Raw genomic sequence first — 24065 nt, forward strand, 5'->3', positions numbered from 1 at the left:
GACCTCCTTGTTCTGCACCGCCGCGGAAGGACGCCCCCGCATGGACCTCTTCGAACACGAAGCCCGAGATCTCTTCGAGAAACACGGCGTGCCCGTCCCCCGCGGCCGCGTCGCCGCCGATCCCGCCGCCGCCCGCGACGCCGCCGTGTCCCTCGGCGGGCCGGTGGTGGTCAAGGCCCAGGTGAAGACCGGCGGCCGCGGCAAGGCGGGCGGCGTCCGCGTCGTGCGCACGGCCGACGACGCCGAGCAGGCCGCCGACGACATCCTCGGCATGGACATCAAGGGGCACACCGTGCACCGGGTGCTCGTCACCGAGGCGAGCGAGATCGCCGAGGAGTACTACGTCTCCTTCCTGCTCGACCGCGCCGGCCGCACGTTCCTGGCCATGGCGTCGACCGAAGGCGGCATGGACATCGAGGAGGTCGCCGCGACGAAACCCGAAGCGCTGCTGCGGGTTCCGGTGAACGCCGTGCACGGAGTGGACGCTTCCGCGGTGGCCGCGGCATTCCCCGCCGACGTCCGGGAGGAGGCCGCGGAGGTCGTCCGGAAGCTGTGGGACGTCTTCGTCGGCGAGGACGCCACGCTCGTCGAGGTCAACCCGCTGGCCCGCACCACCACCGGGATCGTCGCGCTGGACGGCAAGATCACCCTCGACGACAACGCGGACTTCCGCCACTCGGCGTCCTTCGACGACCCGCACGACGGCGACCCGCTGGAACGAGCGGCGCGGTCGCAAGGCCTCAACTACGTCAAACTGGACGGCGACATCGGCGTGATCGGGAACGGCGCCGGGCTCGTCATGTCCACTTTGGACGTCGTCGCTGCGGCCGCCGCGGACGCCGGCGCACGCGGCCCGGCGAACTTCCTCGACATCGGCGGCGGCGCCTCGGCCGAGGTGATGGTCGCCGGGCTGAGCGTCATCCTCGGCGATCCGCAGGTCCGGAGCGTGTTCGTCAACGTCTTCGGCGGCATCACCGCCTGCGACGCCGTCGCGACCGGGATCGTGCGCTCGCTGGAGATCCTCGGTGACCGGGCCACGAAACCACTCGTCGTGCGGCTCGACGGCAACAACGTGGCCGAGGGCCGGCGGATCCTCGAACAAGCCGCGCACCCGCTGGTCACCGTGGTGGCCACCATGGACGACGCCGCCCGCGAAGCGGCGCGGCTCGCGATCGCGGAGGTCTGAACCGTGGCCATCTTCCTGGACGAGAACAGCCGGATCGTCGTCTCGGGCATCACCGGCACCGAGGGCGCGAAGCACACCGCACGGATGCTCGCCGCCGGTACGAACGTCGTCGGTGGGGTGAACCCGCGCAAAGCCGGGCAGCACGTCGAGATCGCCTCCGCGACGCTGCCGGTCTTCGGCAGTGTCGCCGACGCGATGGCCGGGACCGGCGCCGACGTCTGCGTGCTGTTCGTGCCGCCGCCGTTCGTCGAGGACGCCGTGATCGAAGCCGTCGACGCCGGGATCGGCCTCGCGGTGGTGATCACCGAAGGCGTCCCGGTGCACGACACCGCGCGGCTGTGGGCGCACGCCGTCGCCGCGGGCGGGCGGACCCGGATCATCGGGCCGAACTGCCCCGGCGTCATCTCCCCCGGCAGGTCGAACGCCGGGATCATCCCCGCCGACATCACCGGGCCGGGGCGGATCGGGCTCGTCTCGAAGTCCGGCACGCTGACCTACCAGCTCATGCACGAGCTGCGCGACATCGGGTTCTCGACGTGCGTCGGGATCGGCGGCGACCCGATCATCGGGACGACGCACATCGACGCCGTCGAGGCGTTCGAGAAGGACCCGGACACCGACCTGATCGTGCTGATCGGCGAGATCGGCGGCGACGCCGAAGAGCGGGCCGCGGAGTACGTGCGCGCCCACGTGTCCAAACCGGTCGTGGGTTACGTCGCCGGGTTCACCGCGCCCGAAGGCAAGACCATGGGCCACGCGGGCGCGATCGTGTCCGGCTCGTCCGGCACGGCCGAGGCGAAGAAGACGGCACTGGAGGCGGCCGGGATCCGCGTCGGGCGGACGCCGAGCGAGACCGCGACCCTCGCCCGCGAAATCCTCGGCTGATGCCGGCGAACCCGCGACACCTGCTCGGCACCCGCGAGATCGTGCTGCTGCACCACCACGACTGCGGAAGGCGGACCTTCACCGACACGGAGTTCGCGCGGCGGCACACCGGCGCGATGCGCGGATTCGTCCTCGACCAGCGGACCGGCGCGCTGGACGAGGTGACGTGATGGACCTGCGCCAGCTCGCGGTCGTGGTGGCCGTCGCCGAGGAAGGCGGCTTCACGGCGGCCGCACTGCGCCTGCACACCGTGCAGTCGACGGTGTCCACCGTCGTGCGGGCGCTGGAACGCGACCTCGGCACGCCGCTGTTCCACCGCACCACGCACCGCGTGGCGCTGACGCCCGCCGGCGAGGCCTTCGTGCCCGCCGCGCGGGCGGCCCTCGAAGCGGTGGAACGCGCCCGCGCGGCGATCTCCCCCGTCCACGGCCGGGTCCGGCTGGGCCTGGTCCCCGGATTGCTGCTCGACCTGCACCGGGTCCTTTCCGCACTACGGCAGGCGCATCCGGGCCTGGTCGTCGAGGTCCGCCAGCTGCCACCGGACCGGCTGGGGTGCGCACTCGCCGAGTCCACAGTGGACATCGCGCTGGCGGTGCTCACCGCCGCCGGGTCCGGGGTCGCGCCGCCGCCGGATTCCGGCGGTGGCCTGCTCACCACTCCCCTGGCGGGTGAAGAACTCGTCCTCGCCACCGCCCCCGGCGGCTCCCGCTCCGCGCCCGGTGACCTCGCCGGGCTCTCGCTCGTCGACTTCCCGGCCGGGTGGGCGATCCGGGAAGCCGTCGACCGCGCGTTCGCGGACCGCCGGGTCAGCCTGGAGGCCGACGACCTCACCGCCGCCGCTTCACTGGTGCGGGCCGGGCTGGCCGCCTGTGTCCTGCCGGCGTCGGCCGCGGCGCGGTTTCCCGAGGTCACCGCGCGGCGGTTCGCCGCTCCTCCGCTCTGGCAGCTCGCCGCGAGCCACCGCGAAGAGCCGCCGGCGCCCGTCGCCGCCGTGCTCGCCCACCTAGGCTGAACGCATGCTGCTGCGCCAGCTCGAATACCTCGTCGCGCTGGCCCGCGAGGGACACTTCGCGCGGGCCGCCGAGGCGTGTCACGTGTCCCAGCCGTCGCTCTCGGCCGGGATCCGGAAGCTCGAACGCGAGCTCGGCACCCAGGTCGTCCAGCGCGGCGCGCGGTATGCCGGGTTGACGCCCGAAGGCGAACGCGTCCTGGTGTGGGCACAGCGGATCCTGGCCGAGCGCGACGCGCTCAACGAGGACCTCTCGACGATGCGCGACAGTCTCTCGGGGGTACTGCGCGTCGGCGCCATCCCCACCGCGCTCACCGCCATGTCGATGCTCACCGCCCCCTTCTGCGAGCGGCACCCACACGCCCGGGTGACGCTGGAGTCGTTGTCCTCCGACGAGATCGCCCGCCGGTTGACCGCGTTCGAGCTCGACGCCGGACTGACCTATGTGGACGGCGAACCACCGCACGGGCTGCGCTGCGTCCCGCTCTACGAGGAGCGCTACCTGCTGCTGACGCCGTCCGACGGTGAGCTGGCCGGACGCCGGCTGGTGCGCTGGGCCGAGGTCGCCACGCTGCCGCTGTGCCTGCTCATGCCGCACATGCGCAACCGCCGCGTGCTCGACGCGCTGTTCGCCGAGGCCGGCGCCACCGTCGTGCCGGCGATCGAGACGGACACCGTCTCCGCGCTCTACTCGCACGTCGCCACGCACCACTGGTCGAGCGTCATCTCCCACGCCTGGCTGCACCTGTTCGGTGTGCCGCCGGGCATGCGCGTGGTGCCGCTCGAAACGCCGTCGCGGTCACACCGGATCGGCCTGGTGGTGACGGCGGGTTCGCCCGAGCCGATCCTCGCCCGCGCGCTGCTCGAGGTCGCCCGCGGCGTCGACGTCCGCGGCACCCTCGACGCGCTGCTGCACCGGCACCTCGCCGAACAGGCCCGATAGCCGGCGCCTATCCCGGGATAGAAACCTTCACGTTGACCCGCTCGCGCGCGCGGAGGACGGTGAAAGTACTTGTCCCGCAACGAAAACTTGGAGTGTGACGCCGTGGCAAAGGTGCTGTGCGTGCTCTACGACGACCCGGTGGACGGCTACCCGAAGACCTACCCGCGTGACGGCCTGCCGCACCTGGACGGCTACCCCGGCGGCCAGACCCTGCCCACCCCGCGGGGTGTGGACTTCACGCCCGGACAGCTGCTCGGCAGCGTCTCCGGTGAGCTCGGGCTGCGGAAGTTCCTGGAGTCGCAGGGACACACGCTCGTCGTCACCTCGGACAAGGACGGCGACGGCTCGGAGTTCGACCGCGAGCTCGCCGACGCCGAGATCGTGATCTCCCAGCCGTTCTGGCCCGCTTACCTCACGGCCGAGCGGATCGCCCGGGCGCCGAAGCTGAAGCTGGCCGTCACGGCCGGGATCGGTTCGGACCACGTCGACCTCGACGCGGCCATCGCCCACGGCGTCACGGTCGCCGAAGTCACCTACTGCAACAGCATCAGCGTCGCCGAGCACGTCGTGATGATGATCCTCGCGCAGGTGCGCAACTACCTGCCGTCGCACCAGGTCGTACTGGACGGCGGCTGGAACATCGCCGACTGCGTCGCGCGCTCCTACGACGTCGAGGGCATGCACATCGGCACCGTCGCGGCCGGGCGGATCGGCACCGCCGTGCTGCGGCGGCTGGCGCCGTTCGACGTCCACCTGCACTACACCGACCGGCACCGGCTGCCGGCCGAGGTCGAGCGGGAGCTGAACCTGACCTTCCACCCGAGCGCCGCGGAGATGGTGCCGCACTGCGACGTCGTGACGATCAACGCGCCGCTGCACCCGGAGACCGAGGGCCTGTTCGGGGACGAGCTGATCGCGTCGATGAAGCGCGGCGCGTACCTGATCAACACGGCGCGGGCGAAGATCGCCGACCGCGACGCCGTGGTCCGCGCGCTCGAGAGCGGGCAGCTCGCCGGGTACGCGGGCGACGTCTGGTACCCGCAGCCCGCGCCGGCCGACCACCCGTGGCGGACGATGCCGCACCAGGGTATGACCCCGCACATCTCCGGGTCGTCGCTCTCGGCACAGGCGCGCTACGCGGCCGGGACGCGCGAGATCCTCGAGGACTACTTCGGGGAGTCGCCGATCCGCGACGAGTACCTGATCGTCGACGGCGGCAAGCTCGCCGGCACCGGCGCGCACTCCTACTCGACGCGCTGAGCCGCGTCCGGTGGGCGGGGACCGTCCCCGCCCACCGGGCCTACGCCGCGGGCAGCAGGGACTTCGGCCGGCCGGGCTGGGTGAGACGTCCGGTGAGCAGCGCCCCGGCGAGGCTCAGCACCCCGGCGACGGCGAACGCGCCCAGCGGGCCGACCGCGGCGAGCCCGACCCCGACCCCGGCGACGGCGCCGACGGCCTTGGCGCTGTAGAGGATCCCGAAGTTCTGCAGGGCCGACTCCTCACCGAAGTACTCGCGCACCAGGCCGACCAGCAGCGTGTAGCAGCAGCCGTTGCCGAGCCCGGCCAGCGTGACACCGAGCAGCAGGCCGACGGCGTGGCGGTGCTCGCCCGAGTAGTAGAGGACGAACTGCGCGACGCCGCCGGCGAGCAGGGCGAGGCGCAGGATCCGGCGGCGGCCGAGCCGGTCGGCGAGCCGGCCGATGAGCAGCCGGCCCGACCCGGTGGCCGCGGCGAGCAGGGCCAGCGCGGCGGCGGCGAGGCCGGGTCCGCTGCGCTCGGCGACGAACGTCGCCAGGTACGCGAGGTCGAACAGCAGCACGGCGGCGGCGAGCACGACCACGAGGTACAGCGCGAGGGTGGTGCCGCAGCGGAAGAGCTCGGCGGGCCGGTAGTGCCGGATCGCCGGGTGCCGGTTGTGCCTCTTGTCCAGGGCCCACGCGCGCGGCTCAGGCGTCGCGGGCCACCAGTGCCGCGGCGGGTAGCGCAGCAGGGCGCCGCACCCGGCGATCACGACGAGCACCACGGCGGCGGTCGCGTCGAGCAGCACCGGGCGGACGTCCGGCAGCAGGGCGGCCAGCACGACGAACGGCACGCTTCCCCACGCGAACGCGCCGCTGACGACACCCGCGTTCGGGCCGGAGCGGTCCGGGAACCACGCCAGCACAGCGCCGACGCAGGTGGCGTAGACGAGGCCGGTGCCGAGGCCGCCGAGCACGGAGTAGCCGAGGAACACGGTGAGCAGGCTGCCCGCGTGCCCGAGCGTGACCAGCCCGGCGGCGCACAGGACCGCGCCGAGCGTCATCGCGGCGGGCGCGGGCAGTGTGCCGCGTTCGCGCAGCCACGCGGCGGGGAAGGCGATCCCGGCCTGACAGACGGCCCACAGCGCGAAGGTGAGGACGATCGCGCCGAACGTCCAGCCGTGCGCCCGGCTCAGCTCGGGCACCATCGCGCCGAAGCCGTACTGCTGCACCCCGGCGGCGAGCATCCCCGCCGCGGCGAGCCAGGTGATCCGGCCGCGCGGCCGGCCGAGCAGCTCGAGGTCGGTCTCCCCGACCCGGTACCGCCGTCCGTAGACGTCCCGGAGCTCGCGGACTTGGGACATCACGACCACCACCCGTTCGACTGCTGATTGTATGCAGTATGGAGTAGCCAGAGTGTGCACCTCTGACGGCGGCGATGTCCACCCACCGGACCCGATCGGCGGTTCGGACTGCGGATTCGCGGGCAGGAGGCGCCGCGGGCCCGGGTTTCCGCACGCGATTCGGTGCGGTGCGGGGATTCCGGGGTGGCCCGCGCCTGGCGCCGGACGGAAAGGCGGCCCGGTGGCCATCGAGGGAGGAGGCGGCCACCGGGCCGGTGCTCCGGCGCGGTACCGGCCGCGTGGAGCACTGACAGTCTGGCCAGCGGAGACCCCCTCCGACAAGCCTTTGGGCGCCTGGGAAGTACGGGTTTTCCGGCCGATCATCGCAGGCCGGACCGGCAGGGGGTCCGATGTGGTCACGCCGAGGAAGCGGCAGGCTTCGGTCCGGGCACGAAGGCCGGAGCGGGGCAACCGTGGGGGGCGGGGCTCAGGAGCGGGTTTGACAACGGCCGCCTCGGCCTGCAGCGGCACCCGGTCGGCGAGGCGCTCAGCTTGCCCGCCGGACACCATCGCGCCGAATCTCCACGACCTACACCGGCGACTCGATCAGCGGAACACTCAGCCTGCCGACCGGACACCATCGCGGCAAACTCTCTTCGGCCGAACGACTTGCGCCGGACCGAGCGACTTGCCCGGCGCTCAACTCAATCATCCAGCGGGATGAGACAAGCAGTTCGCCGGGTGCCGACCGGGATCCGCGCTGCGGGCAGCGCTTCTCCGGGGCGGCACCCGGCGTCCGGAACTTCCGCAGTGCGGCCGCACTTCGGGTGGCCGGCGCCCCCAGGCGCCGGACCCGTTGCGCGGCAGGCGATCCGCGTCAGGCCTTCTTGCGGGTCGCGCGCTTGCGGGCCGGCTTGGCTTCCACCGGTTCGGCCGCGGCGGCCTGGTGCTCCTCGAAACCGGCGATGATCTCGCTGGAGAGCCGGCCGCGCTCGGCGACCTCGTAGCCGTTGTCCTGCGCCCACTCCCGGATCTGCCGGTTGCGCTCGCGGTCGGTGCCCGAGCCCGACGCGCCCGTCAGCGACTGGCCGGTCGCGAGGCGGACCTTGCGGCCGCCGATGCGCCGTGCGGCGCCGACGTAGCGGGCGAGCTCGTCCCGCAGCGCCGAAGCGTTCTCCTCGGAGAGGTCGATCTCGAAGCTCACCCCGTCGAGGGCGAAGGGGACGGTCTGGTTCGCCTCGCTCCCGTCGAGGTCGTCCACCATCTCGACGTGCACCCGTTGCGCCATGGTTCGTCGTTCCTCATCTTCTCCAGAACACGGTCGGACAGACCCTAACCTGTCGAATCCCGCCAAGCACGCGGGGCGTCCACAATGGCCGCTCGAGCGACAGGGACCGCCCGCGTACAGACGTGATCGCAACCTAGTCGAAATGGGCGTGATCTTGTAGACTTTTTGTTTTCGTGATATGCTCGAAATCAAATCGGTACCGTTGCGGCATGACTTCGCCCGATTCCCCCGGCAATGCGCCCGGTGTCAGCCGCACGGCGTTCACGGCGGCCGCCGCACGGGCCGCACATTTGCTGGTCGACGCCGCGCCGCCCCTCTTCTCGGACCCGCTCGCCGCACCGCTGCTCGGCGCCCGCGCCGAGGAACTGCTGGCGTATCACCGGCTCCACGGTAGCCATCCCATCCTCGCCGGCGCGCGAGCCGAGGCCGTCTGCCGCAGCCGGTTCACCGAAGAGCGTCTTCTGCGCACCAATTCCGGTATATACCAGTATGTGATTCTCGGCGCCGGACTCGATTCGTTCGCTTATCGGACACCGCCCGGCCGGTTCCGCGTGTTCGAGGTCGACCGGGCCGCGACCCAAGCGGCCAAACGCGCACTCCTGGAAGCCGCGGGCATCACCGAGCCGCCGTCGGTGATCTTCGTCGCGGTCGACTTCGAAACCGACAGGCTCGCCGACCGGCTCGTCCAGAGTGGACTCGACCTGCGCCGTCCCGTGTTCGTCAGCTGGCTCGGAGTCACCATGTACCTGACCAGAGCGGCGATTCTGACGACCTTGACCGAGCTCGGCGGCCTCGCTCCCGGGTCGGAAATCGTGGCCGACCACCTGCTCCCCGCGGAACTGCGCGACGCGGCCGGAAACGGTTACGCCGAAGCCGTCGCGCCGATGGCCGCAGCAGAAGGTGAGCCCTGGCGGACGTTCCTCTCCCCCGCCGCCATGGCGGATCTCCTGCGCGACACGGGTTTCGAAGTGATCGAACAGACCGGTCAGCGCGGCAGCGTGGGCGCGAACGAGTGGAATCGCGACGACGCGCTGAAGCCGAGCCGGCTTTCCCACCTGACCCACGCGCGCATTCCCGCACCGCCCCGGGAAAGCTGAACACTTTCCCGACGCACCGTCGCTCTTCTCTGTCAATCGGGCAGCAGCGGCATCTCCGGCTCGGCCGGACGGCCCAGCAGAACCGCGCGGGTGACGGCCGCTTTCCCGAACCGGTCCCGCACCGAGTCCACGGCCGTGTCGAGCTGGGTGGCCCGCTGGCGTTCGAACGGGAGGGCCAGCTGGACGTGGTCGTCACCGGTCAGGTTGGACAGGGACGCGCCGAGCAGCGTGATCCCGCGGTCGGCGATCAGCGGCAGCGCGGCCTCCAGGAGCTCGCGCGCCGCGGCGAGCAGCCGGCCGGTGCCCTCGGTCGGCTCGGTCAGCGTGCACGAGCGCGTCGCCCGGGTGAAGTCGGCGAAGCGCAGGCGGATCGTCACCGTGCGGCAGATGCGGTGGGCGGCGCGCAGCCGCCGGGCGATGCGGTCGATCAGGGCCACGAGGACGACGTCGAGCTCGGCCGGGGTCCGCCGGCCGCGCCCGAGGGCCCGCTGGGCGCCGATCGACCGGCGCCGCACGCCGGTCTCGACCACCCGCGGGTCGCGGTTGTGCGCCAGCGCGTGCAGGTGCCGCCCGGCACCGCGGCCCAGCAGGCCGGCGAGGTCCACCGGCTCGGACGCGGCCAGCTGGCCCACCGTGGTGATCCCGCACGCCCGCAGCTTCTCCTCGGTCACCTTCCCGACGCCCCACAGCGCCCCGACCGGCAGCGGGTGCAGGAACGCCAGCTCCGCGTCGTGCGGCACGACGAGCAGGCCGTCCGGTTTCGCCACCCGGCTGGCGACCTTGGCGAGGAACTTCGTCCGCGCGACGCCGACGGTGATCGGCAGCCCGGCCCGCTCGGCGACCGCCTGCCGCAGCCGTTCGGCGACCGCGCTCGGCCGTCCGGCGATCTTGGCCAATCCGCCGACGTCGAGGAAGGCCTCGTCGATGGAAATGCCCTCCACCAGCGGGGTGGTGTCGCGGAAGACCTCGAACACCGCCTTGCTCGCGGCCGAGTAGGCCGACATCCGCGGCGGCACGACGACGGCGTGCGGGCACAGCCGCCGGGCCTGCGCGCCGCCCATCGCGGTGCGCACGCCGTAGGCCTTGGCCTCGTAACTCGCGGCCAGCACCACCCCGCCGCCGACGATGACCGGCCGGCCCTTGAGCCCCGGGTCGTCGCGCTGCTCGACCGACGCGTAGAAGGAGTCGAGGTCGGCGTGGAGGATGGGGCCCTCGGCGGTCATAGAACATATGTTCGCATACCCGCGCGCCGAAATCCGCTCGTCCGTCCGCCGTCACCGTCGCGCCGTTGGGCGAAACTGAGCGTTTTCCCGGTAGTCCGCGTGCGTGACCGCGCCCACACTCGAAGACATCGACTTACCGGAACTTGGGAGCGACATGACCGAGAAGTGCCGCTGCGGCGACCACCACGCGTGGGCCGGGCCGAACCCGCAGGACAGGCCGGCCGCCCCGCGCCAGCCGCTGCTGGCCTCGACGCTGGCCCGCGAGGACCGGGTGGAGGACACCGGCGGGCTCGACCCGACCGACCGGGTCACCTGCCGGACGCACCGCCGCTGGCTGCACGAATGCGTCTCGTCCCCGGTGCACGCCAACTCCGCGATCGGCTACCGCTGGTGCCGCCGGTGCGACCACCAGGCCCTGGTCGCGGTGGACGAGCTCACCGGCGAGGTCGCCATCCGCTGCGGGCTCTGCGGCCACAGCCCGCGCAGCCGCGCGAACGACGAGCTGGTCGCACTGTGCCGCCGCAGCCTGGCCCTGTCCCGCGCGAGCCGGTTCCCGGAAAGCGCCGCCGCCTGAGCGGGTTCCGTTCCGAGGGACCCCGCTGGTCCGCGCGCCTGTGCTGCCGCGGGCGGCGGCCCGACCGGGCGCACTGCCATGATGCGAAGGTGCCCCGACCCGGAACCACCGCGCTGGTGATCCTGCTGCCCGCCGCCGAGCCCGTGCTCGCCGCGGCCCGGCGCACCGCCCCCGAGCTGGTCCGCCCCGGCCTGCCGGCGCACGTCACGGCGCTGTACCCGTTCCTCCCCGCGCCCGAGGTGACCGACGAGGTCCTCGACGCCGTGCGCGCGCTGGCCGCAGCCGCCGCGCCGGTCGGCGTCCCGCTCACCGAGCTGGTCACCGCGCCGGGTTTCTCGGCGATCCCCGTGCCCGCGCTGCAGGCGATCGCGGACGCGGTCTGCGCGCGTTGGCCGGACGTCCCGCCCTACGGCGGCCGGTTCGGCCCGGCTCCCGACGCTCACCTGACTGTCGCGATGGGCGGGACCGACGCCGACCTCGAGCGGGTCGCGGCCGAGGTCCGGCCGCTGCTCCCGCTGGCCGCCCGCGCGGAGGCCCTGCACCTGGTCGCCCTCGACGACCAGGGCTGGGAAACCCGGCTCACCGCGCCGTTCGGCGCGTGACTCACCCGGTGGAGCCGCTCCGGTAGGCCTTCGCGATCGCCCGCAGCCGCGCGACGTCCGCGGCGAACGGTTCCGCACCGGCGACCGGCGGCGCGGTCTCCCCCGGCTCGTCCGGCAGGTCGCGCACCAGCCGCGCGGCCGCCGGGGCCGCCAGCTCCGGCGTCACCCCGGCGAGGATCAGGCCGTCGTTGGTCTCGCTCATCGCCGTCAGCAGCCGTTCGCGGCGCGACGGGCCGCCCGGGTCGATGCGGACGATCTCCGGGAACCGGCGGGTGAGGTGCTCACGCAGCGGCCGCAGCACGCGCAGGGTCCGCGCGTCGCGGCGGCCGGCCGCCAGTCCCGGGATCGACGGGATCGTCAGCCCCAGCACGATCAGCAGCACCGACACCGCCGGGAAGCCGACGTCGAGCGCGCACGGCAGCGTCGAGAACGGCCCGGCGCACAACGCCTTGGCCGGGTGGTCGGCCTGCAGTGCCCGGATCGTCGCGACGACCTTCCCGCCGAGGTAGGCGACGGCGAACGCGGACGCCAGCAGCAGCAAGGCGAGCCCGGCGCGCAACGCGCCGCCGCTCGCCCGGATCGTCACCGCCGACACGATCCCGATGTCGAGCACCGCGAACCCGAGGTAGACGGTGTAGGCGAAGACGTAGACGACGAGCGTCGGGTGCGTCCGGTACAGCTCGTCGAACAACCCGATGCCGCGTGGCAGGTCCGGCGAGCTGAAGAACGTCACCACCAGCAGGGTCAACGCCGTGGCCAGGGCAACGAGCCGGGTGCGCCGGCCGCGGTCGCGGGTGCCGCTGATCTCCGCGACGGTCAGCCCGATCCCGTAGGCCGCGACCATGGTCGCGAGGTTCGAGAGCAGCCGGCCGAGGCTCGGGTACAGCTCGCTCTCCAGCACCTGCGCACGATTGGAGAGGAAGCAGAACGCCGCGCCGAGCGCGATGAGCGAAACGGCCAGCCCCGCACCGGCGCCGGTCCGCCGCGCCCGCACCGCGCGCCAGATCCCGACGGCCAGCGCGAAGAGCCCGACCCCGAGGAACAGAATGTCGATCACGGGACCGGACTATCCCAGCAGCGCCGCCAGCCGCCGCGCCTGGTCCGCCGCACGGCCGGACGCACCGGGCTGGACGGCGAGCGGTTCGCTCGTCGCCGCGCTCATCAGCAGCACGGCGATCAGTTCGGCCTCGTACTCGTCGCGGCCGCTCGTCACGCGCGTGAGCAGGTGCGACAGCGCCCGCGGCGCCAGATCGGGGGCGAGCTCGGCGGCTTCGGACTCCGACATCAGGCAGCTGCCGGTGTGCGCGCACAGCATGTGGGCGAGCTCGTGGGCGATGATGTGGTCCTGGTGCAGCGCCGACGTGTGCTCGGTGTAGGCGATCAGGTCGTAGGCCGGGCGGGCCTGCCAGGCGCCGGACGGCTGGCCGGGCCGGTACTCGACCGGCACGAGGTCGATTTCGCGGCCGCGCCACGCCTCCAGGCCGTCGACCCAGCGGTTCATCGACCACGGCCGCGGCAGCGGGACGGCGGCGATCACCTCCAGCACCCGGGCGCGGGCCCCGGCTCGCAGCCGGGTCAGGCCGTGCGCGTCGATGGGTCCTCCCCGCTGAGCGGGCGCCAGCCGGGTGCACCGGGGCGCGATCACGGACGACGTCATCGTAGCCGACCGTTCACCGCACGCACGTCACTCCGGCTTCCGGCGCCGGCCCTCGCGGCGGCGGGTCTCGTCGTAGCTGCCGAGCTGGTCCATCAGGGCGGTCACGGTCTCGCGGTCGCGCGGCGAGAGCTGCATCGCCCGCTGCGCCATCTTCCGGGCCTCGCCGTCGCGCCAGGCCACGACGTCCTCGACCTGCTTGTCGACCTCGCCGGCGACCTCGTCGTCGAAGAAGTAGGTCACCGGCACGCCGAAGAACTGGGCCAGCGCCTGGATGTGGGACCGCTTGGGGTCCTTGCGCGCGCCGACGGCGAGCTGCTGCACGTGGGTCGCCGACATCGTGACGCCGGTCTGCTCCGCGACGCCGTGCGCGATCTCCCGGTAGGAGTAGGGCTTGCGGTCCGGCGGGTGCACGGTCGCGATCAAGTGCGCCAGCCGTTCGGCGAAACTGCGCTCCTCACTCACCGCACACCACCCTCAACCGTGAAACGTGACAACAGCTAGCCTAGCTGTCCCGAAAACTTGACACAGCATGTACCGGAAAGACTACGATACCGACGGTAGGTGTTTCGGAAACGGAACACCAGCCCGGGCCGGCTCGGCGGCCGCGAGGTGACTCACGTGGCCGCTGGGGGTGGCCACGCGCCTAACCCGCGGCCCCGCGCCCGCCCTTCCCCGTTCAGCGCGCGCCCATCGCCTGGGCCAGCTTCGTGAGGTCGTCCCGCAGTCGCGGCAGGCCGTCGCGAGCGACGCAGCCGGTGGAGATCTCCACGTACAGCCCGCGGTCCTCGGGGATGTCCACCTCGACGTCGGTGCTGTCCGGGCCGATCCGGGTGAGGTAGTCGCCGGCGTCCATCCCGGCCGCCCGGCGCAACCGGGCTTCGACGGCGTCGGCCTCCGGCAGGTCCTCGCGGATCAGCTGCAGGTGCAGGTCGGTCGCGTCCGGATCCGGGCCGAGGATCAGGTCGTTGTCGCGGTCGCACTCCCACTCGGTGAAGCCCGGGTGACCCCGGGCAGCGGCGCGAAGCCGGTCAGGCCGGCCGTCAGCTCGCGCAGCGCGCCCGACGTCGCTTCGAGCGGGAACGGGCCGCGGTCCAGGGACTGGTCGGTGAGCTGCAGCCCGAACCAGGCGCCGAGGAAGAGCCACAGGGAGAGGCCGAAGGCCAGCAACCCGCCGCCGACGCCGAGCCGGGCCGTGTAGTCGCGCGCGAAGAGCCCGGCGTCCAGGCCGAACCGGACGTCGAGGTCCGGCCGGTGCTCCCGCAGGGCGGCGAGGAAGGTCTCCGCGGCCCGGTCGTCCCGCCAGCGGGCGCGCACGCGGCCGGCCGGGGTCTGGATTTCGACGACTTCGCGGTCGAAGCCGGCGGCGGGGCGGAGCGCGACGATCAGGCCGCCCAGCAACGACGTCGGCAGCCAGAACGCGAGCCAGAACGGCTTGGCCGAGACCTCGTCGCGCCGGACGCCGGTGATGTGGGCGTACGGCAGGCGGGTCCGGTCGAGGACGAGAGCGTCCGGCTCGAACCGGGCTTCGGGCGGCCAGGCCCGGCCGAAGAACCAGGCGACGGTGCCGACGAGGACGTCGAAGGCGAGGCCGATCCAGAAGAAGGGGCGCGCCGGTGCGACGGTGATGCCGTAGACGTGCCACGCCGCGAACAGGACCGCGACGGCCACGAGCACCCAGGTCCACCGGCGGGCGCGGGAAAGCGGCACGGTACGGGTCACGGCGTCCGCCATGCGGGCACCTTAGCGATGCGCCACCCCGCGTGGTGCGGCAAAAGTGCCGCCGTCGCAACGGATCCGACGGCGGTGGCCCCTCCCGGCGCGGGAGGGGCCACCACTGTCTGTCGTCAGCTCCGGTAGACGCCGAACTCGTAAACCGAATACCCGTACGCCGTCCCGCGCTGGGTGGCGTTCACCCGCACGTACCGGGCCGTGGCCGAGACCGCGAGGTCGTCGGCGCCGCCGTCACCGGTCGTGGTGCCATAGACCGAGCGCCAGTTCGCGCCGTCGTCGCTGACCTGGATCTCGTACGCCTTGCCGAACGCCGACTCCCAGACCAGCTGGACGTGGTTGAACGCCTGCCGGCTGCCCAGGTCGACCTGCAGCCACTGCGGGTCGGCCCACGCGCTCGCCCAGCGCGTCGCCTGGTTGCCGTCGGTCGCGGCCTGCGGCGGGTAGGGCGCGCCGGGGCCGTCGGCCTGGTAGGTCGACGCCGTGGTCGCCGCGCCGCGGGCCAGGTTGGTGCCCGGCACCGGCGGCGCGACCACGCGCAGCGAGCGCGTCTCGATGCCGACGTTGCCGTGCCCGTCGCGGGCGTAGAGGTAGATCTTCCAGACGCCCAGGTCCTGCGGCGCGGTCACGGTGAACGTGCCGTTGCCGGTGAACTGCGCCGGGATCAGACCGGCCGCGTTGTTGATGTACTTGCTGTTGTAGCCCATGGTGTAGGTGATCGGGTCACCGTCCGGATCGGACACGTTCGCCGTCACCGTGAAGGTACCGCCGGCCGGGACGTCGGTGGTGCGGCTGAGGTTCATCGACGAGATCACCGGGGGCGTGTTGCCGCCGGTCTGTCCACTGTAGATCTTGCGGACGGCGTACCAGGACAGCCGCTTCTCGTTGCCCGTCGTGATGTTGAACCAGACGCCGCCGAAGTCGCCTTCGCTGCCGTAGTGGAACAGCGTCGCGCCGAGCGCCACGCCCGGGTGGGCCAGGACGCAGTTCCAGGCGTTCGTGTAGCCGTCGCGCTTCTGCTGGTCGGTCGGCTCGGTCGGGACGCCGTTGACGTCGTTCGGGACCTCCCACTCGCCGGCCGGGCCGGTCTCGGTGATGATGTAGGGCTTCGTGTAACCGCCGTTGATCCAGTCCTGCTTGACCTGGCAGACCTGCGCGTAGGAGTTCACGGAGTACAGGTCGAGGTTCGGCGTGTAGGCCTTGTAGTACGGCCACGCGCCGGTCCAGGCGTCGGTCGAGGTGACCGGGTGGTTGGCGTCGATCGCGTGGATCGCCTGCGCGGCCTGGTCGACGAACCGGGCGTAGGCGATGCGGTTCTGCTCCAGCAGCGTGCCGGAGTAGCAGTTCTGCATGCCGAGGATCGACTCGTTGCCGACGTTCCACATGAGCACGCCGGCGTTGCCCTTGTAGGCGTTGACCCACTTCTGGATCTCGCCGAGCATCGTGTTTTTGTAGGTCGTGTCGGTGGTGTAGTCGACGCAGCCGCCGCTGCCCGGCCCGCCGCCGGGCTGCAGCCAGAAGCCGGCGACGACCTTGATCCCGTTGGCCGCGGCGGCGTCCAGCAGCGGCTGGCTGCTGCCGTCGGTGCCCCAGGTGCGGACGGTGTTGACGCCGATCGAGTGCAGCTCCGGCATCCGCGACGCGGCTTCGCTGACCGGCGGGCCCCAGGTGAGGCCCTTGACGGTCCACGGCCGGCCGTCGACGCTCAGCTGCCAGTTGCCCTGGCTGCCGGTCACCTTCGTGACGCCGGGGCCGCCCGGCGTCGTCGTGCCCGGGGTGCCGCTGACCTGGAACTCCCAGAGCGAGTAGCCGTAGCCGCCGACCCGGTGGGTGCCGTAGAAGCGCACGTACCGGCCGTGGCCGCTGACGGCGAGGTTCTGCACGCCACCGGTCGCCGTCGTCGTGCTGTAGATCGAGGTCCACGACGACGCGTTGTCGGACACCTGGATCTCGTACGCCGTCGCGTAGGCGGATTCCCAGTTCAGGGTCACCTGGCTGATGTCGGCGGCGGTGCCGAGGTCGACCTGCAGCCACTGCGGGTCGCTCCAGGCGCTGGCCCAGCGGGTGCCCGCGTCGCCGTCGACCGCGGCGGACGCCGGCGTCGACGCGCCTTCGCTGCTGGAGGCGGTCACGGGTCTGCCTTGGGATAGCAACGTCGCGGCGTGTGCCGGGGTCGGGCCGGCTAGCAGGCCCACTACCAGCAGGACCACGAGTGCCGGGACGGCACGAAGGGGCAACGGTCGGTCCACGATGACTCCCGCGCGAAAGGGGGGACGGAGGTTGGAGAGCGCTCTCCGGCACGGCCGATCGTTCGTCACGGCGGCCCGCATTGTCAAGCTTCCCGTCTGGAAACGGACAATGCCCGTCCGCGGCGGGATGCGGGTACTCCTTGACAGGGTGGCAGCACGGTGCGCATGCTCTTGGAGAGCGCTCTCCCATTCCTCAGGCACCCTCACCGTGGAGGACCCTTGGCATCGAAAGCCGCGCTCCTCGCCTGCACCGCCGCCACCGTGCTGGCAGGCGCCTTCCTGACGGCGGCGACGTCGTCGCCCGCCGGAGCCGACAACCTGGTCACGCACCACGAATTCCAGGTCAACTGCTCCCCCAGCCACCACCAGCCGGACGACCCGATCGTCTTCCCCGGGCTGCCCGGCGCGTCGCACGACCACACGTTCATCGGCAACAAGACCACCAACGCGAACACGACGCTGGCGTCGTTGCAGCAGTCGGGGGTCGGCAACACGACCTGCCTGGCGCCGGACGACCTGTCGGCGTACTGGTTCCCGACGGTCTACAACGGCAACCAGGTGATCCTGCCGAACTTCGCGCAGGTCGTGTACTACAAGTCCGGCATCCTCGACTACACCAAGGTCGTGCCGTTCCCGCCCGGCCTGCGCTACGTCGCCGGGACGGTCACGGCGACGCAGGACCAGTTCCAGAACGCGCCCGGCGCGATCGAGGGCTGGGAGTGCGGGGACAGCTTCCACAACTGGGACATCCCGGTGCAGTGCACGCCGGGCAGCCAGCTGAACATCCGGTACCAGGCCCCGAGCTGCTGGGACGGCGTCCACCTGGACTCCGCCGATCACAAGAGCCACATGGCGTACCCGGACAAGACGACGCTGACGTGCCCGGCCGACCACCCGGTCGCGGTGCCGATGCTGGAGTTCAAGATCGCGTTCCCGGTCAGCGGTGACATGTCCGGCGTCCACCTGGCCAGCGGGCGCGGGTATTCGTGGCACTACGACTTCTTCAACGCGTGGGACCCGCCCACCCTCGCCGCGCTGGTCACGCACTGCATCAACGGCGGGCTCCAGTGCGACCCGCGCGGGTTCGACGTCTACAAGCCGGACCGCGGGGGCGTCCTCGGTCCGAACTACCGGCTGCCCGGCCGGCCGTGAGGCGACCGGCGCCGGTCGTCGCGGCGGTGGTGGTGGCGATGTCCATGGGCGGGTGTGCCACCACCGCCGTGCCGGCGGCCCCGGCGCCGCCGCCCGGCCCCGGGGCGGGTGCCGGCTCCGGGGCGGGTGCCGGCTCCGGGGCGGGTGCCGGCTCCGGGGCGTTCAACCCGACCGACATCGCGTGGTTGCAGCTGACCGTGCCGATGACGGAGAACGCCGTCACCGCGGCCCACCTGGCGACGGACCACGCGGCGAGCACCGCCGTGCGGTCCGCCGCTTCGGCGCTCGAGCCGGCCCAGGACGGGTTCCTGACCCGCCTGCGGGCGGCTCGTGACCGGGCGGGGCTGCCGGCCGGGAACATCCACAGTGGACACCAGATGCCGGGGATGATCACCGAAGCCGACCTGGTCGCGCTCCGGACCAGCCACGGCGGCGACTTCGACCAGCGGCTCGTCGCGTTGCTGCGGGCGCACTCGAAGCAGATCGTAGTGCTGGCGAAGGGCGAACAGACCTCGGGCGCCGACCCGGCGACCCAGGCGCTGGCCCGGGACCTCGCCACCGCCGCGACGCGGGAAGCGGAGGTCCTGGACCGGACGAGCTGACCGGAGACCGCCGCCCGGCCCCACTGCCGGGCCCCGGCCGGCCACGGGAGCGGCTCGGCCGGGTGCGCGGACTCCGGTGCAGGTACTCGGCGACGAGTGACGGCAACCCGTCACTCGTCGCCGAGTTGCCATCACACCAAGGTTCCCCCTGCCGACGCGCGTACCGGAACGGACGACTCACGTACCCACAGGGGCGGCTCGCGTACCTGGACGGTCGGCTCACGTGCCTGGAGGGTCGGCTCGCGTGTTTGGGGAGTCGACACGTGTGATTGGAGGGACGACACGGCAAGGCGAACTCGGGCAGCGTGTCGTCCGGCTGGGTACGCGAACCGACTGTCTGGGTACGTGAGTCGACTCTCTGGGTACGGGGGCCGACTGGCTGGGTACGTGGGCGGCGGGTCAGGCGGAGTCTCGGACTACCAGTTCCGGGTCGAAGATCACCGATTCCGCCCGCAGCGCGGGGTTCGCCATGCGGTCCAGGACCATCCGCGCCATCGCCGCGCCCATGGCCTCGACCGGCTGGCGGATCGTCGTCAGGCGGGGGCGGCAGCTCAGCGCCACGCGGCTGTCGTCGAAACCGATGACCGCGATGTCGTCCGGGACCCGGCGCCCGGCCTCGGAAAGCACCGACAGCGCGCCGTAGGCCATCAGATCATTGGCGACGAACACGCCGTCCAGGTCCGGCTCGGCCGCCAGCAGCCGCTCCATCGCGAGCTCGCCGCCGTGCTGGGTGAAGTCGCCCTCGGCGACCGCCACGTACGCGTGGCCGTGGCGGGCCATCGCGTCGCGGAAGCCCGCCAGCCGGTCGTGGCCCGCCGGGGTGCCGCCCGGGCCGGCGATCGTCGCGACCCGCCGGCAACCGCGGGAGACGAGCCGGTCCGCCGCGATCCGGGCGCCGTCCTGATGCGCGACGTCGACGTAGCACACCGGTGCCGGGCGGGCGGGCCGCGCGAACAGCGCCGTCGGGACGCCCGCTTCGGTCAGCATCAGCGGCAACGGGTCCCGGTCCGGGGCCAGTGAGATCAGCAGCACTCCGCTGACCTGCTCCTGCCGCAGCTTCGCCACGAGCGAAGCGCGTTCGTCCTCGCTGTCGACGAGCATCAGCAGCGGGTGCCGGCCGTGCGGGCGCAGGTGCGCGACGACGCCCTCGACCACCCGGCCGAAGAACGGGTCGCCGAACACGCCGCCGGTGAAGGCCTCGGCGTCGACGTGCCGCTCGGGTTCGGACACCACCAGCGCGATCCCGCCGGTGTGCCGCGTGACCAGCGACCGCGCGGCCCGGTTCGGCACGTAGCCGGTGTCGGCGATCGCGCGTTCGACGGTTTCGCGCAGCTTCGGGTCGACGTTGCGCACGCTGTTCACCACCCGCGACACCGTGGCGCGCGAGACGCCGGCGACCCGCGCGACGTCTTCGAGGGTCGGTGGCGCCGGAGGCGGATGCGTCGTCACCCGTTCTTTGTAGCACCTGTGAGAGCGCTCTCCCAGTCCTGGGCCGACAACACGATGACAAATGTCATGAGCGCCCGGTGCGGGACGGCACTGCCCGCCGGGAGCCCGCGCGACGAGCATTTCCGGGGCAAGCAACTCCGTTCCGCACTCCCCGGGGAGAACACCGTGACCGTCCAGACCACCGCGCCGGCCTTCCGCCGCGTACTCGCCCTCATCGGCACCTACCTCGGCGTCAGCGTCCTGACGCTCGGCGCGATCGTCCTGCTCCGCGACAACCCCTCGATGGTGACCGACGCCGTCTGGGTGCGCGCCACGATCGTCGTCGCCAGCGCGCTCCTGACGCTCTCCTTCGCCCGCCGGGCGGCGCGCGGGTCGAAGAAGGCGTTCCTGCGGCTGCGGATCGTCTCGGGCGTGATGCTGGTGGCGATCGCCGTCATCGTCGCGCTGCCGGGCGCGTTCCCGGTGTGGCTGAGGATCGAGCAGGCGGTGTGCGGGCTGCTGCTGCTCGGCGTCGCCGTGCTGGTGAACGGCCGCGAGCTGCGGTCGCGGTTCGCGGCCCGCTGAGGCCGGGCGCGGTAGCGTGCCGCTGATGAACGACTCGACGGCACCCGCCGACGCGCAGCGGTGGGTGCACGGCTGGCGGCGGCTGGTCCTCGACGCGGGCCTGCTCGCCTTCCCGATCGTCACGGTGCCGGCGGTGCTGGAGCACTCGAGCGGCGCCGCCGCGGTGGCCGGCTGCGTGATCGTGGCCGCCTTCGCCGTCGCCTACGTCGTCGGCGCCTTCGCCGCCGCCAGCCGCACCTGGCGGCGGTACTGGGTGTCCCTCGGCGTCTGCACGGTGCTCTTCGCCGCGGCGCTCCCCTTCGCCCACGGGGAGGCCTTCTTCCTCGCCGCGGTCGTCGTTTCGCTGGTCGCGCCGCGCATCGGCCGCTACGCCCCGGCGCTGGGCGCCGTCGTCGCGCTGGCCGCCGTCCTGGTCCCGTGGGCCGTGCCGTCGTGGCGGGCCGAACCGGGCTGGCCGCAGGCGATCGCCCTGTTCTTCACCGTGCTCGTGGTCTACGCCTTCGCCGAAGCCATCCACGCCAACATCGCCCTCGTCGAGGCCCGCGCCGAGGTCGCGCGGCTGGCGTCGGAGGCCGAGCGCACCCGGATCGCCCGGGACCTGCACGACCTGCTCGGCCACTCGCTGACCGCGATCACCGTCAAGAGCACGCTGGCCCGGCGGCTGCTCGGTACCGAGACCGCGCGGGCCGGCGAGGAGATGGCCGCCGTCGAGACGCTCGCCCGCCAGGCACTGACCGACGTCCGGGCCGCCGTGTCGGGCTACCGGGACGTCACCCTCGCCGGGGAGCTGGCTCGCGGCCGCGAGCTGCTGCGCGCCTGCGGGGTCACCGCCGACCTGCCCACCGCCGTCGACGTCGTCGGCCCGGACCACCAGGAGCTGTTCGGCTGGGTCGTGCGCGAAGGGCTCACCAACGTGGCCCGCCACGCCCGCGCGACCCGCTGCGCCGTCACGCTTTCCGCGTCGTCGGTCGAGGTGCTCGACGACGGCGTCGGCAGCCCGGCCACCGAAGGCAGCGGGCTCGCGGGGCTGCGCGAACGGGTCGCCGACGCGGGCGGGCGCGTCGAAGCCGGGCCGGCGAGCCCGCGGGGCTGGCGGCTGGCCGTGGCCCTGACCCCGGTGGAGGTGCCGTGACCATCCGGCTGCTGCTGGCCGACGACCAGGAGATGGTCCGCCAGGCCCTCGGCACCCTCCTGGACCTGGAGGACGACTTCGAGGTCGTCGCGTCCGTCGGGCGGGGCGACGAGATCGTCGCGGCCGCGCGGGAGCACCGGCCCGACGTCGCGCTGCTCGACATCGAGATGCCGGGGCTCGACGGGCTGGCCGCCGCGGCCGTGCTGGCCGCGCAAGTGCCGGACTGCCGCGTCGTCATGCTCACGACGTTCGGCCGCGCCGGGTACCTGCGCCGCGCGATGGAGGCCGGGGCGGTCGGGTTCGTCGTCAAGGACGCGCCGGCCGACGCCCTCGCCGACGCGATCCGCCGGGTCGTCAAGGGCGAGCGCGTGGTCGACCCGGCGCTCGCGGTCGCGACCCTCGCCGCGGGCGAATCCCCGCTGACGGCGCGCGAACGCGACGTCCTCATCACCGCGCGGACCGGCGCGACCGTCGCCGAGATCGCGTCCCGGCTGTACCTGTCCGAAGGCACCGTGCGGAACTACGTCTCCGCGGCGATCACCAAGACCGGCGGACGCAACCGCGTCGACGCCGTCCGGATCGCCGACGACCGCGGCTGGCTCTGATTGGCCCGGTCCGGTGGCGCGGAATTGGATCTTCTGCCGGGCCGGTCGCCGGGCTTAGCGTGCGGGGCGTGACCGAAGTGAAGACCGTCGACCTGTGGTTCGACCCGGTGTGCCCGTGGGCCTGGATCGGCTCGCGGTGGCTGCTGGAAGTGGAACAGGTGCGCGAGGTGCGGACGCGGTTCCACGTGTTCAGCCTGGCCGTGCACAACGAAGGCCGCGAAGTGGACGCCTGGTACCGGGAGTGGCTCGACGAGCGCTGGGGCCCGGCCCGCGTCGCGCTGGCCGCCGAGCGGGCGCACGGCAACGACGTCCTACGCGAGTTCTACACCGCGTTCGGCACCCGCGTGCACCGCGACAAGGCGCCGGTCGGCCGGAACACCCTCGAAGCCGCCCTCGCCGAGGCGGGACTGCCCGCCGATCTCGCGGACGCGGCCGACAGCACGGAGTTCGACGCGGATCTGCTGAAGAGCAACCGCGCGGCGCTCGACCCGATCGGCGAGGACCTCGGCGTCCCGGCCCTTCACCTGCCCGGAGACGACGGCGCGGTGAACGCGTTCTTCGGCCCGGTCGTCAGCCCGGTCCCCCGCGGCGAGGCGGCGGGGCGGCTCTGGGACGGCGTCGTGCTCGTGACCGGCACGGCGGGCTTCTTCGAGCTGAAGCGCGGCCGCGGCCGGCCGGTCACGAGCTGAGCGCCAGGCGTTCTCGTCGAACGGGATGCCGCCCGGCTTGGCCTTGCCGAGGTTGCCGGTGAACTGGTCGTCCTTGATGCCGAAGGTCGCACTGCCGAAGTCGGCGGCGACGAGCTTGTCGCGGAGCCCGGCCGGGTAGCCGTCCCAGCCGACCAGCGCCGGGTACTGCCAGACGCCCTTGTGGTTCTCCGGCGGGTCGTCGTTGCCGTTGGCCGAGCGGAAGCAGTGCGTCGAGCCGCCGTCCTTGTGGTAGACGACCTTCGCGTGCGTGCCCTCGAACAGCATGCTCGCGCGGTCGTGCACCGTGAACCCGCCGTGCTGCGACGTCGCCACGTACTCGACCTGGTTGTCCTTGACCCACACGACGATGTGTTCCCAGTCGTTGCGGTGCCCGGCGCTGCCGGGGCCGAGCGAGGCCTGGTCCTTCTCGAAGTAGAGCGTGTACATCACCGCGCACCAGCCGTTGTTGCACTTCTGGCGCGAGTAGGAGTTGGTGTTGTCGAGGTCCCAGGAGTCGCGGCAGTGGCCGTTGGTGTCGCCGCCGAGGGACAGGCCGGGCGCGATGGTCCCGTCCGGGCCGATCGCCGGGGTCGGGTAACAGCCGTCCTTGTCGTAGTCGAAGGCGGGCTGGAACGTCTTTTCGAAATCGCTCGCGTTGGCGGGCAGGGCGCCGGGCGGGTCGGCGAACGCCGTCGCCGGGAAGGCCACGGCGAGGCCCAGCGCGGCGGCGGCCACAGCGGCCAGGGTGCGGGATCGGTGCGCCATGACGTACTCCCTCGGTCGCGATCGGCAATTTCCGACGTCAGCGTCACCAGGTCACCCGGGGTCCGCAACGGTACTCGCGGGGAGT

25 protein-coding genes and 1 pseudogene are annotated in these 24065 nt (G+C 72.7%); 15 read left to right on the top strand and 11 right to left on the bottom strand.

The features are described from left to right. Positions 1–40 precede the first annotated feature (40 nt). From sucC to ACLJQZ_RS16555, 6 genes are all read left to right on the top strand, one after another. Positions 41–1186 carry an ADP-forming succinate--CoA ligase subunit beta gene (gene sucC, locus ACLJQZ_RS16530; RefSeq protein WP_410620866.1) on the top strand — a complete coding sequence of 382 codons (1146 nt, stop codon included), beginning with the start codon at positions 41–43 and terminating at the stop codon, positions 1184–1186. Between the two features lie 3 nt (positions 1187–1189). Next, complete coding sequence (sucD, locus tag ACLJQZ_RS16535) at positions 1190–2071, top strand: succinate--CoA ligase subunit alpha (RefSeq protein ID WP_410620867.1); 882 nt, start codon at positions 1190–1192, stop codon at positions 2069–2071. Beyond that, on the top strand, positions 2071–2241 hold the full coding sequence (locus tag ACLJQZ_RS16540) for a hypothetical protein (RefSeq protein ID WP_410620868.1): 171 nt from the start codon (positions 2071–2073) through the stop codon (positions 2239–2241). Before sucD ends, ACLJQZ_RS16540 begins: the two co-directional genes overlap by 1 nt. After that, positions 2241–3083, top strand: a complete 843-nt coding sequence (locus ACLJQZ_RS16545; RefSeq protein ID WP_410620869.1) for a LysR family transcriptional regulator — start codon at positions 2241–2243, stop codon at positions 3081–3083. The genes ACLJQZ_RS16540 and ACLJQZ_RS16545 overlap by 1 nt, the downstream gene beginning before the upstream one ends. Positions 3084–3087: 4 nt before the next feature. Next, positions 3088–4023: a LysR family transcriptional regulator gene (locus ACLJQZ_RS16550; protein ID WP_410620870.1), complete on the top strand. Its 936-nt coding sequence runs from the start codon at positions 3088–3090 to the stop codon at positions 4021–4023. Between the two features lie 102 nt (positions 4024–4125). After that, a complete protein-coding gene (locus ACLJQZ_RS16555; protein WP_410620871.1) occupies positions 4126–5283 on the top strand; it encodes an NAD-dependent formate dehydrogenase in 1158 nt (385 codons plus the stop codon). A gap of 40 nt (positions 5284–5323) precedes the next feature. Here the strand turns inward: ACLJQZ_RS16555 and ACLJQZ_RS16560 are convergent, their stop codons facing one another. Both ACLJQZ_RS16560 and ACLJQZ_RS16565 read right to left on the bottom strand, forming a co-directional pair. Next, positions 5324–6625: an MFS transporter gene (locus tag ACLJQZ_RS16560; protein WP_410620872.1), complete on the bottom strand. Its 1302-nt coding sequence runs from the start codon at positions 6623–6625 to the stop codon at positions 5324–5326. A gap of 856 nt (positions 6626–7481) precedes the next feature. Further along, a complete protein-coding gene (locus tag ACLJQZ_RS16565) occupies positions 7482–7892 on the bottom strand; it encodes an Lsr2 family protein (RefSeq protein ID WP_328648497.1) in 411 nt (136 codons plus the stop codon). A gap of 209 nt (positions 7893–8101) precedes the next feature. On the opposite strand from ACLJQZ_RS16565, the gene ACLJQZ_RS16570 reads away from it, so the two are divergent. Continuing rightward, positions 8102–8989, top strand: a complete 888-nt coding sequence (locus ACLJQZ_RS16570; RefSeq protein ID WP_410620873.1) for a class I SAM-dependent methyltransferase — start codon at positions 8102–8104, stop codon at positions 8987–8989. 32 nt (positions 8990–9021) lie between these two features. Here the strand turns inward: ACLJQZ_RS16570 and dinB are convergent, their stop codons facing one another. Beyond that, positions 9022–10212 carry a DNA polymerase IV gene (gene dinB / locus ACLJQZ_RS16575; RefSeq protein ID WP_328648499.1) on the bottom strand — a complete coding sequence of 397 codons (1191 nt, stop codon included), beginning with the start codon at positions 10210–10212 and terminating at the stop codon, positions 9022–9024. A gap of 154 nt (positions 10213–10366) precedes the next feature. Here dinB and ACLJQZ_RS16580 point away from each other — a divergent pair, with 154 nt between their 5' ends. Next, positions 10367–10786: a hypothetical protein gene (locus ACLJQZ_RS16580; RefSeq protein ID WP_410620874.1), complete on the top strand. Its 420-nt coding sequence runs from the start codon at positions 10367–10369 to the stop codon at positions 10784–10786. 89 nt (positions 10787–10875) lie between these two features. Next, positions 10876–11388: a 2'-5' RNA ligase family protein gene (locus ACLJQZ_RS16585; RefSeq protein ID WP_410620876.1), complete on the top strand. Its 513-nt coding sequence runs from the start codon at positions 10876–10878 to the stop codon at positions 11386–11388. Position 11389: 1 nt separating this feature from the next. Here ACLJQZ_RS16585 and ACLJQZ_RS16590 read toward each other — a convergent pair whose 3' ends face one another. The 6 genes from ACLJQZ_RS16590 to ACLJQZ_RS16615 all read right to left on the bottom strand — a co-directional run bounded on the left by ACLJQZ_RS16590 (position 11390) and on the right by ACLJQZ_RS16615 (position 17022). After that, positions 11390–12445 (bottom strand): hypothetical protein, encoded by a 1056-nt coding sequence (locus tag ACLJQZ_RS16590; RefSeq protein WP_410620877.1) that lies wholly within the window; start codon positions 12443–12445, stop codon positions 11390–11392. A gap of 9 nt (positions 12446–12454) precedes the next feature. Next, a complete protein-coding gene (locus ACLJQZ_RS16595) occupies positions 12455–13045 on the bottom strand; it encodes a hypothetical protein (RefSeq protein ID WP_410620878.1) in 591 nt (196 codons plus the stop codon). A gap of 27 nt (positions 13046–13072) precedes the next feature. Then, positions 13073–13507, bottom strand: coding sequence for an XRE family transcriptional regulator (locus tag ACLJQZ_RS16600; protein WP_326949443.1), 435 nt, complete (start codon positions 13505–13507; stop codon positions 13073–13075). 214 nt (positions 13508–13721) lie between these two features. Beyond that, on the bottom strand, positions 13722–13898 hold the full coding sequence (locus ACLJQZ_RS16605; protein ID WP_410620879.1) for a hypothetical protein: 177 nt from the start codon (positions 13896–13898) through the stop codon (positions 13722–13724). 104 nt (positions 13899–14002) lie between these two features. Further along, on the bottom strand, positions 14003–14776 hold the full coding sequence (locus ACLJQZ_RS16610; RefSeq protein WP_410620880.1) for a hypothetical protein: 774 nt from the start codon (positions 14774–14776) through the stop codon (positions 14003–14005). Positions 14777–14889: 113 nt separating this feature from the next. Next, a complete protein-coding gene (locus ACLJQZ_RS16615; RefSeq protein WP_410620881.1) occupies positions 14890–17022 on the bottom strand; it encodes a discoidin domain-containing protein in 2133 nt (710 codons plus the stop codon). Between the two features lie 219 nt (positions 17023–17241). Here ACLJQZ_RS16615 and ACLJQZ_RS16620 point away from each other — a divergent pair, with 219 nt between their 5' ends. Then, complete coding sequence (locus ACLJQZ_RS16620; protein ID WP_410620882.1) at positions 17242–18174, top strand: DUF1996 domain-containing protein; 933 nt, start codon at positions 17242–17244, stop codon at positions 18172–18174. After that, a complete protein-coding gene (locus tag ACLJQZ_RS16625; RefSeq protein ID WP_410620883.1) occupies positions 18171–18776 on the top strand; it encodes a DUF305 domain-containing protein in 606 nt (201 codons plus the stop codon). The genes ACLJQZ_RS16620 and ACLJQZ_RS16625 overlap by 4 nt, the downstream gene beginning before the upstream one ends. A gap of 399 nt (positions 18777–19175) precedes the next feature. Here the strand turns inward: ACLJQZ_RS16625 and ACLJQZ_RS16630 are convergent, their stop codons facing one another. Continuing rightward, on the bottom strand, positions 19176–20225 hold the full coding sequence (locus tag ACLJQZ_RS16630) for a LacI family DNA-binding transcriptional regulator (RefSeq protein ID WP_410620884.1): 1050 nt from the start codon (positions 20223–20225) through the stop codon (positions 19176–19178). Between the two features lie 165 nt (positions 20226–20390). Between ACLJQZ_RS16630 and ACLJQZ_RS16635 the strand changes: the two genes are divergently transcribed. The 4 genes from ACLJQZ_RS16635 to ACLJQZ_RS16650 all read left to right on the top strand — a co-directional run bounded on the left by ACLJQZ_RS16635 (position 20391) and on the right by ACLJQZ_RS16650 (position 23215). Then, a complete protein-coding gene (locus ACLJQZ_RS16635; protein ID WP_410620885.1) occupies positions 20391–20789 on the top strand; it encodes a hypothetical protein in 399 nt (132 codons plus the stop codon). Positions 20790–20814: 25 nt separating this feature from the next. Beyond that, positions 20815–21921: a sensor histidine kinase gene (locus ACLJQZ_RS16640; protein ID WP_410620886.1), complete on the top strand. Its 1107-nt coding sequence runs from the start codon at positions 20815–20817 to the stop codon at positions 21919–21921. Beyond that, positions 21918–22526 (top strand): response regulator transcription factor, encoded by a 609-nt coding sequence (locus tag ACLJQZ_RS16645; protein WP_326949436.1) that lies wholly within the window; start codon positions 21918–21920, stop codon positions 22524–22526. The genes ACLJQZ_RS16640 and ACLJQZ_RS16645 overlap by 4 nt, the downstream gene beginning before the upstream one ends. A gap of 107 nt (positions 22527–22633) precedes the next feature. Beyond that, the gene (locus ACLJQZ_RS16650) at positions 22634–23215 is read left to right on the top strand and encodes a disulfide bond formation protein DsbA (protein ID WP_410621187.1); all 582 of its coding nucleotides are present in this window, start codon (positions 22634–22636) and stop codon (positions 23213–23215) included. 51 nt (positions 23216–23266) lie between these two features. Here the strand turns inward: ACLJQZ_RS16650 and ACLJQZ_RS16655 are convergent. Next, positions 23267–23980 (bottom strand): annotated as a pseudogene (locus ACLJQZ_RS16655) (NPP1 family protein); the annotation flags it as partial. Positions 23981–24065 lie beyond the last annotated feature (85 nt).

This window comes from Amycolatopsis sp. cmx-8-4, from assembly GCF_046548675.1.
Classification (GTDB): Bacteria; Actinomycetota; Actinomycetes; order Mycobacteriales; family Pseudonocardiaceae; genus Amycolatopsis.